The 14,569-nt window shown below is 45.4% G+C and carries 6 protein-coding genes; 5 read left to right on the top strand and 1 reads right to left on the bottom strand.

What is annotated here, in order from left to right; all coding sequences use genetic code 11:
• Window positions 1-38: 38 nt before the first annotated feature.
• Window positions 39-4,052 (bottom strand): hybrid sensor histidine kinase/response regulator transcription factor, encoded by a 4,014-nt coding sequence (locus C4F40_RS05505; protein ID WP_196938353.1) that lies wholly within the window; start codon window positions 4,050-4,052, stop codon window positions 39-41.
• 463 nt (window positions 4,053-4,515) lie between these two features.
• On the opposite strand from C4F40_RS05505, the gene C4F40_RS05500 reads away from it, so the two are divergent.
• From C4F40_RS05500 to C4F40_RS05480, 5 genes are all read left to right on the top strand, one after another.
• Window positions 4,516-6,477, top strand: a complete 1,962-nt coding sequence (locus C4F40_RS05500; protein WP_196938352.1) for a glycoside hydrolase family 97 protein — start codon at window positions 4,516-4,518, stop codon at window positions 6,475-6,477.
• Window positions 6,478-6,630: 153 nt separating this feature from the next.
• Window positions 6,631-9,768, top strand: a complete 3,138-nt coding sequence (locus C4F40_RS05495) for a SusC/RagA family TonB-linked outer membrane protein (protein WP_196938351.1) — start codon at window positions 6,631-6,633, stop codon at window positions 9,766-9,768.
• Between the two features lie 11 nt (window positions 9,769-9,779).
• Window positions 9,780-11,567, top strand: coding sequence for a RagB/SusD family nutrient uptake outer membrane protein (locus C4F40_RS05490; RefSeq protein WP_196938350.1), 1,788 nt, complete (start codon window positions 9,780-9,782; stop codon window positions 11,565-11,567).
• Window positions 11,568-11,601: 34 nt separating this feature from the next.
• Window positions 11,602-13,200, top strand: a complete 1,599-nt coding sequence (locus C4F40_RS05485; RefSeq protein ID WP_196938349.1) for a glycoside hydrolase family 76 protein — start codon at window positions 11,602-11,604, stop codon at window positions 13,198-13,200.
• Window positions 13,201-13,228: 28 nt separating this feature from the next.
• Window positions 13,229-14,524: a discoidin domain-containing protein gene (locus tag C4F40_RS05480; RefSeq protein WP_196938348.1), complete on the top strand. Its 1,296-nt coding sequence runs from the start codon at window positions 13,229-13,231 to the stop codon at window positions 14,522-14,524.
• Window positions 14,525-14,569: the final 45 nt, after the last annotated feature.

Raw genomic sequence — 14,569 nt, 5'->3', positions numbered from 1 at the left:
ACTTCGCTTACCTATTCTTTTCGTAGATAGCGTAGTGGTTAACGCACTTTTCGGAATTCCTTGGGTGTAACCTTATTTCGTTTCACGAATTCGCGGTAAAAATAGGACTTGTTAGACATACCACTCTTATACATGATTTCTTGCACCGATAGGTTGGTAGATACCAACAGCCGTTCGGCCGTTAGAAAGCGATAGTCCTTAATGAAATCCATTAAGGATAGTGAAGTAATATTTTTCACTTTGCGATATAGGCTGCGCGGGCTTGTATTCATTATTTCAGCAATATATGCCGGACTTAGTGCCGGGTTTTCAATGTGCTCATCTATGATCGCAATAAGTGTTGATATGACTTTCTTATCATCCCGGTGGACGATATTTTTCATGGTGGTTTCATAGGCACTTTCTGGAGAGTGGAAATAATCACGCATGACTTCGTTCTTTTTGACAAGCCGATCAATATGTGAACGCAGCAAAGAGAGCGAAAAGGGTTTGGTTAAGTAAACGTCTGCACCCGATTGTATACCAGCTTCTTGTTGTTTATCCGTGGTCTTAGCAGATAAAACAACGATGGGTATATGTTTGTAAGACTTTGTATTCCTTATTTCCTCAATGAGCTGTATGCCGTCTTTATCAGGCATCATAATATCCGTGACAATCAAAGACACACTCTCCGCAGTTAGTATCTCAAGTGCCCGCTGCGCACCGTTGGCAGTTAGGATATCAAATTCAGCAGCCAGATAACGGGATACCATGGATATAATGTCGGGATTGTCGTCCACCAGCAAAAGGATAGGGCGTGCATGTTCTACTCCTACGATCCGCGTGGTATCTGCTCGTTCACTTGGGGTAATCTCTTCGGCATCTGCTACTGCGATATAGGGAAGTGCTACTCGAAAAAGAGTATGCTGATCGACTTCGCTCTCCACTTCAATGTGCCCTTCCAATAGCTCGACCATCGAACGACAGATGGACAAACCCAAACCTGTGCGACTTGTTAGCTGCATATATCCGTTGGCGTCGTCGTTGTCTAGTAGGTGATAAGGCTCGAATATGTTCGAAAGCTCGGACGCTGCAATTCCTTTACCGCTGTTGTACACCGACAGCTCCAATATATCGCCTTTCCGGTTGAGATCGATTCTAACCGTACCGTTTTCACCTACGTATTTAAAGGCATTCGAGACCAAATTATTTAGTATCCGCTGAAAGAAGGCAGTATCTGTATTCCATATGAGATCCGGCTCAATAGACTCGACATAGTTTATGTGGTTTTTTTCAGCAATTAAACGAAAGGACTTGAGGTATTGCATCGCTAAAGGCGTAAGTTGTACATCTTTTTGGATGTGATATGTAGGGGCTGCTTTTTCAGGATCGTGTATATCCAGCAATTCCCGGATCAAACCCTCCAATGCAACAGTATTCGATGTTAGTGTGTTCAGATGTTCTTGGTATTCTGATTCGGAACGCGGAACGCCTCCTTTCAGGACTTCACAGATCCCCTTGATGAGTGTTAGGGGCGTATAAAACTCATGGGTCATATTGGTGAAAAATGCGAGCTTCGATTCCAAGAGTTCTTTACGCTGATTCTTCTCCATCTCCCGCTGTGCTTCTTCTCGCTTTTTTAATGCAATGCGCCTTGAATGCGTATAAAGATAGAGACCTATTCCAGCAAGTAAGATAATATACAAGACAATGGCACCGGTCGACAGATACCAAGGGGGTAACTTAACGATATCAAGGCTTTCAGTGCGTTCGCTGCCCGGCGTAACATCATTTTTGTAACGCACTTTTAATGTGTATCGGCCAGCGGGTAGATTCGTGAAATCGATCTGGTTGGTGCTGGTAATAGCAATCCAGTCGTCGTGATAGTTCTCTAATTTATAGCTGTATGCGTAGTCTTTGTTCAAGTAATCAAGTACGGTGAATGAAAGGCTGAAGGAGGGAACGGAAGCGGGGATTTCAATGCCCTTGCCTTCGCTGCGGGCAAAGGCAGACAGCGGGTGGCTTTCGCCTTTAACCTTGATGTCAAAGAAGTGAAATTTACTCGGATGGGCATATTCTTGCTGCAGCAACTGCTTGGGGTTTACCCACATAAAGCCATTTACGGCGCCAAAGTATAAGGTGCCGGTATACGGACACTTCCAAAAGGCATCATCCGAGAATTCGTTAATCTCGAGTGTAGGCGAAATATAATTATGAAATAGCTCATTGTGCGGGTTGTACTTTATTAAACCTCTACTAGAACTTAACCATAAATAGCCCATTTCATCGCCAAGGATACCGTGTATCATATCATTTACAAGGCCATCTTTCTTATTATAATGTTTAATATCTGAAACGGTAGCACGATGTAGACCAAATGTTGTCATTCCAGAGCTCGAACCCAGGTAATACGAATGGTTTGGGTCGCGCCACACGGTTAATACATCGGTGATGGCCAGACCGTTTTCGGGATCGATAACTGGTAGGAAATTGTAGGTATGCGTATTCATGTCGAATTCGGCCACGCCTTGGCCGCCCCGTAAACCAACAACAAGCTTTGACGGGTCGCCATATACCATGGACTGAATTTCGTTTCCGGTAAAGGTCGCTCCTCGAAGAAGGTGATTTTGAGCCGATCGAACCTGTATTACACCGCCGACCTCTGTGATGTTTACTTCGATCAGGCCGAAACGGGTAGAGGTGAGCCACAATTTCCGATCATTGGTCTCCAGTATAGTGTGTATGCTCTCCAATAATGGCTTACCGTTGGGAAGTGTCGCCTCCCGTATAGTACGGTCTCGGTAACTATAGTAAAATAAGCCTTTCTCTGTCCCGATCCAAAACAGATCATGGTACTTACTTTTGGCCATACCGAAGATCTGCGATGATAGCAGACCCTCGCGTTTGTTAAAGCGGGCAACGGGCTGTTCGCCCACTGTCACACTATTGCTTGAAATGGTGTATTTAAACTGCATCAAGCCGTCACCATTGGTGCCAATCCATATATTGCCAAGTGAATCTGTTAGTATTGCCCTGACTGGTTTGTTGGTGATGTTGGGGATCGATAAGTTTAATTGTCCGAATAACGGCGCTGACGCGCTATGCTGCTGTACGCCCTGCCCGTCTGTACCAATCCATAAAAGGTCTTGATATCGATCCCTAAGAAGACAGAAAACCGAAACTCCCGGCCGTATCCAGACGCTTTGATCGCCATTACCGCGACCAACCTTCAATACGCCGGAGTTTTTTAACGCGACATAAATGGATTTGTCATAGTACTCAATCTGTGCGATAAACCCGTAGTCTTCATGGATCAGGGATTTGATATTAGCCAGCTGATGTTTACGGGAGGTGAGCAAATCGTATTGAAACACATCGAATTGGTCGTCTACGAAGTAAAGATCGTTACCGGATAGGCATGCTTTCACGATCCGGCGCTTGTGTATTTGTACTTCCTGACCACTGATTTTTTCCTTTCCCCTGATCTCTGCTATATTTTTGGAGAGTAGAAAGCCATCGTTTTTTAATATCAATAGGGCGGAGTCGACAATAAACAATCTATTGATATTGAGCAAACTCAGGTCTTTGTTCGTGAGGGTGATGCTATCGACGCTGCCATGTCCTGATGATTTATAGTGAAGTAATAGTTGATCACCTGGTATCATCCAGGTGTCGCCGACGACGTCTGATTCAATATGCACCAATTTAGGTAACGAGGGATAAGAGGCTGTTATTTTGCGGGTTAACAAGGATAGTTTGTTCAATCCCATCGTCGTGGAAATCCAGATGTGATCTTTGTCGGCCGCGGTAATCTTATAGATGATATTGCTGCACAAAGACAGCGGATTGGACGGCTCATGCCTATACGTAATAATTTCTGTACCGTTATAGAACGATAACCCGTCGTAGGTACCGAACCACATATATCCCAGGTGATCCTGATAGGTATATAATACCGCATTATTGGGCAAATAGATATTAGGTCTATTTTGCTGCTGTGCGACAACAGTCGACCATGCCGATAGGAGAATAAGCGAAATCAAAAAGTATCTTAATTGACCAATAATCTTCATTGTAATGACTCGTAGCAGTTTATAAGTATAGATGCGTTACCCATCATTTTTGATAAACATACATGACGATGGGTTGTACAGGCCTAAAGATACAACTTTCACCTATGTGATGGTATTCGACACGTAAGGGAATGGTGTCTTATTCCGTCAAAAAGGTACACTATTTTGCATCTGGTTATACAGTGTACCTTTTTGGCGCAAATAGGGCTTGCGTTTCTATAGTCGTCGGTTACTTTTGTGGAGTTATAAATCTGTAGTTAAATAGGATACCAATTGATCTGCCCTTAACTATTTATGTATGGAAGTGCTAAATATATCAAGCAATGGGGTAGCGATACGCACCGCTATGAAAGATAAACCAAGAAATAGAACAAAACTTACAAAAGATAAACTGGATACAAAAAGCAACAGTAGACCATATTGTATTAAACGAACACATTTTAAAATAGAAAATAATAACTTAATGAAGAAGATTGCTTGTGTATTCCTGCTGGCTGTGACCATGACGACCGCGAACGCGCAGAAAGGGATTAGACTGACCTCCCCTAATGGTGATATGGCCACGGAGATTAAACTGACGGATAAGATTTATTATTCCGTACTCTGTAAGAACGATACGCTGTTGCGTGATAACTCGCTCCGGCTCGAGCTCGATAATAAGGTACTCGGAGATCGACCAAAATTAATAGGTAAAAAGTTGCAACAGGTCAAAGAGCAATTGAAGCCTATCGTTCCGTTGAAGTTCTCCACTATTGATAATGCATATAACCAGCTTGTACTTCGTTTTAAGGATCAGTATGCTGTCGAGTTCCGCGCTTACGACGATGGTATTGCTTATCGGATCATTACCGATATCAAAGACAGCATTAATGTCGTATCGGAGGAGATGAATATCAACTTCACATCCGAAAATCTGTTGCATATACAGCAACCGGGTGGTTTCAAAACAGCCTACGAAGAAATCTATACCCACATCAATAGCACAGAGTGGAAACCGGATGGCAAGATGGCCGTGCTCCCTATGCTTATCGACACAAAGAAGCCCTATAAAATATTGGTTTCTGAATCGGATCTTAGTGATTATCCCTGCATGTTTGTGAAAAGCAGTGGTCGGAATGGAATTACCTCGACTTTTCCTAAAGTACCGCTGAGCTTTGGCGAGGATGGCGATCGGAGCGTGAAGATCCTGACAGAAGCGGATTATATCGCTAGAACGACGGGCCAGCGCAGCTTCCCGTGGCGTTACTTTGTGGTCTCGAAGCAGGACACCGATATACTTACCAACACCATGACGTATCGACTAGCGACGAAGAATGCACTCGCTGACGCTTCATGGATTAAACCGGGCCAAGCTAGCTGGGAGTGGTGGAACGGCGCAAAACCTTACGGTCCGGATGTAGACTTTGTATCGGGTTACAATTTGGATACGTATAAATATTTTATCGATTTCGCGCATAAATTTGGTATGCAGTACATTATCATGGACGAAGGATGGGCGAAAAGCACAAGAGATCCTTATACACCGAATCCAGATGTAGATGTACATCAGATCATCAAATATGGTAAGGAAAGAAATGTGGGGGTATTTCTTTGGTTAACATGGTTGACCGTTGAGAAGAACCTGGGTCTGTTTGAACAGTTTGCTTCATGGGGTGTGAAGGGGGTAAAAATCGATTTTATGGACCGGAGCGATCAATGGATGGTTAACTATTACGAGCGTATCGCGAAAGAAGCGGCCAAACACAACCTACTGGTAGATTTTCACGGCTCCTTTAAGCCTGCCGGACTGGAGTATAAATACCCCAATGTAATCTCTTACGAAGGGGTGCGTGGCATGGAGCAGATGGGAGGCTGTTATCCAGATAATAGTGTGTATTTGCCTTTCATCCGTAATGCGGTGGGGCCGATGGATTATACGCCAGGTGCCATGATCAGTATGCAGCCTAAAGTATACAGAAGTGAGCGGCCGAACTCGGCAAGCATCGGCACCCGCGCATATCAAATGAGCCTGTTTGTCATTTTCGAAAGCGGTATACAGATGCTAGCTGATAACCCTACGCAGTATTATCGTAACGAGGAATGTACGGACTTCATCACCAATGTACCTACAACTTGGGACGAAACGATCGCATTGAACGCAAAAGTAGGCGAGTATGTTATCGTCGCAAAGCGTAAAGGGGAAAAGTGGTATATCGGTGGAATGACAAACAGTAAAGAGGACTGGCGCAATTTTCAACAAAAACTTACCTTCCTGACGGCTGGGAAAACATATAAAATGACCAGCTTCAAAGATGGAATTAACGCAGTTGAACAGGCAATGGATTATAGGAAAGAAGTGACTGAGGTGACTGCCCATTCATCAATCGAAATAAAGCTGGCGAAAAGCGGTGGCTTTGCTGCCGTTATAGAAGTCTTAACCGAGTAGATTAAACAAATTATAACCTTATAAAACTAATAATATGTGATCAACAAAGGAGAATTATGATAACGCTATTTATGATCAGCAAATTATTGCTGTCCGATGTAAACCTGTTGCATGCAGGAGCATGATTACCAATTAACGAATAAACTATAACCAATGAAGAAAAAGGAATTTACCAAAATTCGAAGTATCAAACGGGGGATGCAGGTAAGTGCACCCCTATGCACGATGCTACTGCTGTCGGCTGTAAGCCTGAATCCGACCGTGGCTGGGACTTCGCCCTCATCGGCTACAAAAGCCACTGTAATAGGGGTGGCGGTGCAGCAACGTACCTTGTCAGGTAAGGTGACGGGCCCAGATGGTGCACCTCTGATAGGTGTTACGGTTTCTATTGCCGATTTTTCCATATCGACACAGACCGATAGAAACGGGGAATATGAATTTCGTATTCCCGAGGAAGCCAAAACCGTTCGATTTACTTTTGTGGGTTTTAAGGAAGTCGAGCAGCCGCTACAAAATCAATCCCGGATTGACGCACAACTCGAAGAGGCCTCCGACGATTTGGAAGAGGTAGTAGTGGTGGGATATGGTACCCAGAAAAAAATACAGACCTTAGGTGCCCAATCAAATTTAAATGTAACCGAGTTAAAACAACCTGTGGCCAACATCAGCACGGTATTGGCAGGACGTGTATCGGGCGTAGTAGGTATGCAACGAAGCGCGGAGCCTGGTCTGGATGGTGCCCAGTTGTGGATCCGGGGTTTCAATACCTTGAACAACTCCAGTCCGCTTGTACTCGTGGATGGAGTGGAACGGAGCTTCAGCAACATCGATCCAAATGACATCGAGTCTTTTAATATCCTCAAGGATGCTTCTTCGACATCGGTATATGGTGTACGTGGTGCCAACGGCGTAATCCTGATTACGACAAAAAGGGGCCTGGCGCTGGAAAAACCTCGCATTGACATCGATTATTATCAGGGCATAACCGAATTTACCCGTGTGCCCGATATGGTCGATGGCGTGACCTATATGCAGATGGCCAACGAGGCTAATGTGACGAGAGGCAATTCTCCGATCTACTCGGAAGACCGGATACGCAAAACACTTTCCCAAGAGGATCCGATGCTCTACCCGGATGTAGACTGGTTTAAGGAAATATTTAATCGTTTTGGGAACAACCGCAAGGCCAACCTCAGTATCCGGGGTGGTGCACCGCGGATGAACTATTATGTGTCTGCGGGATATTACGATGAGAAAGGCCTGTTTAAGACTGACGGTCTGTCGCAGTACAATTCGGAGATTGCTTTCAAACGGTATAACTTTACTTCGGCTTTAACGGTACATGCGACAAAAACGACCACGGTAGATCTCGGGATAAAAGGTTGGATCTCGAATGGAAATTATCCCGGTACGGGAACAAATTCGATTTTCTCATCGGTCTTTAACTTATATCCGATCTTATATCCGGTAAAATACCCGGATGGTTCAGAACCTTTTGTATCTACAGGTGGTGGCTTGAGCAACCCATATGGATTATTGACCAATCGCGGATACGTGACGACTTATGAGAATCAAATGATGTCGGACATCCATGTTAAACAGAAACTGGATTTTGTCACAGAAGGACTGTCGGCCCGTGTGCTGTATTCTTTCGATGCGCAAAACACGAATAGATTAAATCGATCCAAAATACCTTATACGTACTATGCGCAGACGCGCGATGAGAATGGTGAACTCGTCTATGAACGGACAGATGGTGGATCCGGTAAAGACTACCTTGATTTTAGCCGGGAAAATGGCGGTCGCCGCCAGTTTTACCTCGAATCGGCTATTAACTACAGCCGCGACTTTGGTGGACACTCTGTTAACGGCTTATTTTTGTATAACCAATCGGATCGGATCAGTGCCACAGCTGGCGATCTGATGGGATCAATTCCATACCGTAGCCGAGGTATTGTGGGGCGGGGAAGCTATGCCTATCAAGATAAATACCTAGCAGAAGTAAGTTTCGGATACAATGGTTCGGAAAACTTTGCGCCTGAAAGCCGTTATGGAATTTTTCCATCCTATGCTGTGGGATGGGTACCCTCGAACGAAAAATTCTGGAGAAATATGGATCAGGTGATTCAATTGTTGAAGATTAGGGCTTCGTACGGTTTAGTGGGGAGTGGCGATATCAGTGGAAGACGATTTGCATACATCGCCACAGTGGCAAACACGGGCGGATACAGCTACGGTCAAAACCGGGATAACAACATCGGCGGGTTGGATATCGGCGATTATGCTTCTACAGTAACCTGGGAAACCGAAAAAAACACCAATATTGGTCTCGAATTAAAAACCTTTGATAATGCGCTGGAGCTTATGGTCGATGTATTCAAGCGTCGTAGGGAAAATATTTTCCTGACCCGCGCATCGGTACCGTCCTCCGTAGGGCTACGTTCTAACCCGCTGGGCAACTTGGGAATCGCAGAAAACAAAGGGATCGACATCACCGCCAACTTCAGTAAGCAATGGGGCGAGTGGGGTGCTACATTCCGGGGTACTTTTACGTACAATTCAAACAAATTGATCGAAAACGATGAACCCGCTAAACCGTATCCATGGATGGAAAAACGAGGACATCGTCTTTTTCAACGCTTTGGATATATTGCAGATGGCTTTTATACGCAGGAAGAGATCGAAGATCCACTGGTAGCCCGCACTGCAGGTGTCATACAGGCGGGAGACTTAAAATTCAGAGACCTAAATGACGACGGGGTGATTGATGCGAACGACCAAACCGCCATCGGCCTTGATCACGTACCCCAAATCTTATACGGATTTGGCCTTACTGCGGCTTACAAAGGATTCTCCGTAGGCGCATTCTTTCAAGGGGTAGATCATGTAGAATTTTCCCTTTCGACGACTTTCATGCCTTTCCGTGCCGGATCTGCACGCGGAAGCTTGTTTAACAACATTCAAGATCGTTGGACAGAAGATGATCAACGGCAGGATGCATTCTACCCTCGTCTTTCGTACGGTGATATTAATCAGAACTATACCGCCCCAAGCAGCCACTGGATTCAAAATGGCCGCTTCTTACGGATGAAGACGCTGGACTTTGGTTATACAATACCCAAGGGTTCTTTTAGTGGCTGGGGTGTCGAAAATGCACGTATCTATTTTATTGGATACAACCTGCTCACATTTAGTCCGTTTAAGATGTTTGACCCAGAGTTGGGTAGCGGCGCAGGCGACCGGTATCCAAATATTAAGACATATAGCTTAGGTCTCAACATCACTTTTTAACTCTGTTAATTATGAACACAAAAATAAAGACATATATAGGGCTGCTATTGATACTGATATGCAGTTCCTGCGATAAGGACTTCTTCGATCAGGTGCCCGATGACCGCCTGCAGATAGGGGATATTTTCAAACGTCGGACGACAACCGAACAATATCTGGCGAATATCTACAACCGGATTCGCGCACAGATGGACTGGCGTTTTGACAACAGTTTCGAAAGCTTGTCGGACGACGTGGATGTAACCTACAACGATATGGCACCCTTTCAGCTAAATATCGGAAACTGGGACCGTAATACTGGCGCCTTCAACCGTTGGGGCCATTACTATCAGGGCATCCGGTCGGCGACCTTCTTCATTCAGAATGTAGACGCTAACCCTGAAGTACCGGAGGCTGAAAAGACGAAATGGAAGGCTGAAGCACGCTTTCTTCGTGCTTACTTCTACGCCAATCTGATGATGCAATATGGTCCGGTGATTATAATGCCAGAGGTGCTACTTGAACCGGATGCGACCATTGAGGAAATCAGCATACCACGAAATACGTATGATGAATGCGTTGATTATGTCGTCAATGAGATTAATACCGCTATTCCTGATCTGCCGATAACGCCCGTGAATACACGGGAGTGGGGAAGAATCAACCGTGGAATGGCGCTGGCTTTTAAATCGCGTGTACTATTGTATGCTGCCAGTCCGCTATTTAACGGAAATACCGATTATGCAGACTTTAAGAATCTGGATGGTACGGTACTCGTAAACCAGCAATATGATGCCAATAAGTGGACGCTGGCAGCTGATGCTGCAAAAGATATGATCGATTTTGGTCAGTATAGTCTGTATATTGAACGGGATGCAGGCGGTGCCATTAAGCCATATGAATCTCTAAAGAATGTGCATCTGACCGACTGGAACAGCGAAGTGATCATGGCTCGTGTATCGGATAATTTCGGACCCGACAAAATGGGATCGCCACGAAATGTGGGCGGATGGGCGGCCTTCGGACCAACGCAACAGCTCGTGGATGCCTTTTTCATGTCAAACGGACGGCCTATAGACGATTCAGCCTCTGGATACAGCGAGACGGGTACAACGGCGCAGGATACGAGATATTATGCATCAGGAACCTCCAATATGTATGTTGGACGCGAACCGCGCTTCTATGTTGCTATAACTTTTAACCTCAGCAAATGGATAAACAACGACAGGGGAAGCAACAACCAGCCGGTTACCATACAAATGTACAGCGGTGGAAATAGCGGTCTCTATAACGGTCGTAACTATTCCAGAACAGGATACGGCGCCCGAAAACTGGTGCATCCGAGTACGACACTGGAGCCCGATCGTATCCAGGGGCGCTTGGAAGTACAGCTCAGATTGGCTGAAGTTTATCTGAATTATGTAGAGGCTTTGAACGAATATGATCCAGCGCATCCGGATATCGTAAAATACTTGAACATGATCCGGGAAAGAGCGGGAATCCCGCAGTACGGTCCTGAAGATGGTATGGTTCCGGTACCGGGTGATAAGGATGCCATGCGGCAGGCCATACAGCAAGAGCGCCGTGTTGAGCTTTGCTTTGAAAATTTACGCTACTTTGATACACACCGCTGGAAGATAGCTGCGCAAACTGATGGTGGCGATTTTTATGGAATGAATATCGAAGCAACAACATCTGCCGGATTTCTTCAACGTACTGTTTTTGAAACCCGTCAATGGAAAGACAAGCAATATCTATGGAATATTGTGCAGGACGAGCTGAATAAAAATAGAAATCTTGTTGAAAATCCGGGGTGGTAAATACATAACACGATAGCAGATAACGAACGTAATTATGAAGAAAAATATAATAGCTATATATACGCTCGCCATGGCATCCGCAATATGTTTTGTGGCCTGCGAGAAAGATGAAAAAGGTGGACTCGGTGAAGGTCGGGTACAAGGGGTAGATTTGCGTGCACCGATAGACGGGAGTACGGTAACACTCGCTGAGAACGGCGATGGACTTCAGTTCAAGTGGTCTGAAGCCACTGTCTCGAATGGCACATTGGCGTTCTATACGGTAGTATTTGATAAAGTATCGGGTGATTTCTCGCAACCCTTGATGAGCCGCAGACCCGATAAGCTAGGGTCTGCGACCGCACTAGCCGTACCTCGTGTAACATTGGATTCGCTGGCAAGGGCAGTGGGTGCTACAGTGGGCAACCCTGTCGATATCAAATGGACGGTGCATGCCAGTAATGGTATTCATAGCGCTGTTGCAAAGCAATCTTTTAACTTGAAACTGGAAGTCACGCAGGATCAACAGGGCGATATGCTGATGACGGCTGCGGATGAGATGATGGACGCCTTGATAACCTATTTTCTGGACGGCATGCCATTGGATGTGTGGGGCGAATATTATCCACGACGGAATACGTTTTGGGACGGAGCTTCTACAGTATGGGGTCAGGGTGCCGTATTTTCTGGCTACACGGCATTGAAAAGTATGGGCGAGCACGATCCGGCACTAAAGGCGAAATATGCGACACTCTACGATAATAGGCTGCTCACATCGATCGATAAATTTCGAAACCAGAGGCAGGGCGGGCCTGAGGGGTATGCTGTGTTTCCCGGGGGCGGCGACGAACGCTTTTATGATGATAATGTATGGATCGGATTAGATATGGTCGATCTGTACCTGCTCACCAAAGATACCAAATACCTCGAGCGTGCAAAACTGGTCTGGAATTTTGTGTTGTCGGGAACAAACGATCTGATGGGTGGCGGCGTGCACTGGAAGGAAGGTGACAAAGGAAAGAATACTTGTTCTACCGCCCCTGCCGCCGTACTTGGCGCCAAACTTTATCAGGCAACCGACGAACAGGTATACCTCGACAGGGCAAAGGAATTTTACCATTGGGTGAAAGATCGGTTACAGGATCCCGAGGATAAACTGTACTGGGATAATATAAAGCTATCTGATCCGTCCAACCCGGGTTCGGCTGTTATCGTAGACAAAACGAAATTCACTTACAATGCGGGGCAGCCTGTGCAGGCCGCTGTCTTATTATACGAGATTACAGGCGACAGCCAATACTTGACGGATGCCCAAGAGACAGCTGAAGCGGCCTATAAACGATGGTTTAAACCCTATCATTCGGCCGCACTCGGTGAGGAAATTGTGATGTGGACGGATAACAATGTGTGGTTCAATGCTATTTTGTTGAGGGGTTATATCGAATTGTGCCATGTAGATAATAATGAGAAGTACGTACAGGCTTATCGAAAAATAATGCAACATGCCTGGATGTCGCCAGCGAGGGATGTGCAGACTAATTTACTTAACAATGATTTTAAAGCGAACGGTCCACGACCTGAATCGGGCATACTGTACCAGGGTGCATGTGTCGAGATGCTAGCGAGACTTGCAGATTTTGAAGCAAAAAAATAATAAAATTGTTGAATAACTATACCGAATTATGATACACCTGATCAAAAAAAATGTGGTGATAATAACGCTACTATGTTCGTTGTGGAGCTGCTCCAAGAACGAAGAAATAAAAGTGAACGATATCTTAATCCAGAATATCGATAAGGAAGGATTACGTATTCCGTTGAATGAAACATTTCTTGTAGAGGCTTCTATAGCACCGGGAAATGCCGAAAGAGGTGGAATTACCTATAAATCGAGCGACGAAGAAATATTTACCGTGTCGGCAAAGGGATTAATCATGCCGAAGAAAATGGGCGAAGCAGATTTGATCGTGAAGACCCAGGACGGTAGTAGGTTAAGTGATCAACGGACCATTACAATTGAAAGACCGTCTATCGAAACAATTGAAGTGCAAGGAATGGTGGACGGCTTTCTTATCGTGGGATATAACCTGGAACAGAAGGTAATGATCAATTTGCTACCCGAGAATAGCACGCCCTTGGTAACATTTCACACAGACGACGCTAGCGTGTTTACAGTCAATGAGGCAGGAAAGGCTTTGGGGCACCGTGTAAATGGCGAAGCTAATTTAACTGTGCGGGCGGTACACGATCCAGAAATTCGCACGACCGTTAAAGTAAAGGTGCTGGATCTTACCGTATCTGAGATCGTAATGCCAACTCATCGGTTGAGCATTGTGCCTATGGGTGGCACGTATCCATTGAGGAGAGAACTTACCATACTGCCAGCTATAGCAGCGGGGGTGGAGCTCCGTTATGAAAGTAACCGCCCGGATATTGCGACGGTAGACGAGGAGGGTGTCGTAACGGCGAAAGGCCGGGGTGAGGTAGAGATTACCGTTTCTTCCAAGGATGCCAATCCGGTACAGTCTACCGTGAGCCTCTTTGTTGAAGCGGAGCTAAGTTATACAGGCTGGACCGCTACCGCATCTTCTTTCAATGCATCACAGGGTACGCCTGGAGCCATCTTTGTTGATGGATCTTCGCCTTTTTGGCACAGCAAATGGGAGGGAGGTACAGAAAAGCTACCACACTGGATCCTGGTGGATATGAAGGCACAACAGATGATTACCGAGATAATGATTAACAGGAGAACAACAAATAACGATCTACGCAAAGGCAGCATTGAAGTGAGCGAAAATGGTGGAACGTTTACATCGGTAGGTGAGCTAAACTGGGGGACTGCGCCTGCTTCAGACGATAAACGTTATGTTTCCTTTCCTAAGCAAAAAGTTCGTTATATTCGTATTAACGTAACCGAAAGTAACAGGGGTGATAATGCGAGTATAAACCGTATACGGGTATATGGCGCAAGTGAATAGTATGTGGACCTAATTTTAAAAATTAACGCGTAATTTGGGCCATCG

This window comes from Sphingobacterium pedocola, from assembly GCF_015209965.1.
Taxonomy (GTDB): Bacteria; Bacteroidota; Bacteroidia; order Sphingobacteriales; family Sphingobacteriaceae; genus Sphingobacterium; species Sphingobacterium pedocola.
The sequence above is the reverse complement of the archived record's forward strand: the minus strand, read 5'-3'. Positions and strand labels throughout refer to the sequence as shown.

What these genes read in the sequence shown, in the direction of transcription:
- C4F40_RS05505 (WP_196938353.1), bottom strand. Translation starts at nt 4,052, where the DNA reads ATGAAGATTATTGGTCAATTAAGATACTTTTTGATTTCGCTTATTCTC.
- C4F40_RS05500 (WP_196938352.1), top strand. Translation starts at nt 4,516, where the DNA reads ATGAAGAAGATTGCTTGTGTATTCCTGCTGGCTGTGACCATGACGACC.
- C4F40_RS05495 (WP_196938351.1), top strand. Translation starts at nt 6,631, where the DNA reads ATGAAGAAAAAGGAATTTACCAAAATTCGAAGTATCAAACGGGGGATG.
- C4F40_RS05490 (WP_196938350.1), top strand. Translation starts at nt 9,780, where the DNA reads ATGAACACAAAAATAAAGACATATATAGGGCTGCTATTGATACTGATA.
- C4F40_RS05485 (WP_196938349.1), top strand. Translation starts at nt 11,602, where the DNA reads ATGAAGAAAAATATAATAGCTATATATACGCTCGCCATGGCATCCGCA.
- C4F40_RS05480 (WP_196938348.1), top strand. Translation starts at nt 13,229, where the DNA reads ATGATACACCTGATCAAAAAAAATGTGGTGATAATAACGCTACTATGT.